This window comes from Pseudomonas schmalbachii (genome assembly GCF_017589465.1).
In the GTDB taxonomy this organism is placed as follows: domain Bacteria; phylum Pseudomonadota; class Gammaproteobacteria; order Pseudomonadales; family Pseudomonadaceae; genus Pseudomonas; species Pseudomonas schmalbachii.
On the sequence record NZ_JAELYA010000022.1, the window covers coordinates 1 to 873 of the forward strand.

Here is an 873-nt window from a genome sequence, read left to right on the forward strand (position 1 = left end):
CGATGCACCCGCAGCTTCGGTGTGTGGTTTGAGCCCCGTTACATCTTCCGCGCAGGCCGACTCGACTAGTGAGCTATTACGCTTTCTTTAAAGGGTGGCTGCTTCTAAGCCAACCTCCTAGCTGTCTAAGCCTTCCCACATCGTTTACCACTTAACCACAACTTTGGGACCTTAGCTGGCGGTCTGGGTTGTTTCCCTTTTCACGACGGACGTTAGCACCCGCCGTGTGTCTCCCACGCTGACACTTCCAGGTATTCGGAGTTTGCATCGGTTTGGTAAGTCGGGATGACCCCCTAGCCGAAACAGTGCTCTACCCCCTGGAGTGATACGTGAGGCGCTACCTAAATAGCTTTCGAGGAGAACCAGCTATCTCCGAGCTTGATTAGCCTTTCACTCCGATCCACAAGTCATCCCCTACCTTTTCAACGGGAGTGGGTTCGGTCCTCCAGTCAGTGTTACCTAACCTTCAACCTGCTCATGGATAGATCGCCCGGTTTCGGGTCTATACCCAGCGACTAAACGCCCTATTAAGACTCGCTTTCGCTACGCCTCCCCTATTCGGTTAAGCTCGCCACTGAATATAAGTCGCTGACCCATTATACAAAAGGTACGCAGTCACCTAACAATGTAGGCTCCCACTGCTTGTACGCATACGGTTTCAGGTTCTATTTCACTCCCCTCTCCGGGGTTCTTTTCGCCTTTCCCTCACGGTACTGGTTCACTATCGGTCAGTCAGTAGTATTTAGCCTTGGAGGATGGTCCCCCCATGTTCAGACAAAGTTTCTCGTGCTCCGTCCTACTCGATTTCACTTCCCAGAACCTTTCATATACGGGGCTATCACCCACTATGGCCGCACTTTCCAGAGCGTTCTA

The 873-nt window shown here is 52.1% G+C and carries 1 rRNA gene; it reads right to left on the reverse strand.

The annotated features are described in order from the left end of the window. A 23S ribosomal RNA gene (locus tag JFY56_RS24165) occupies positions 1-873 on the reverse strand; the annotation flags it as partial.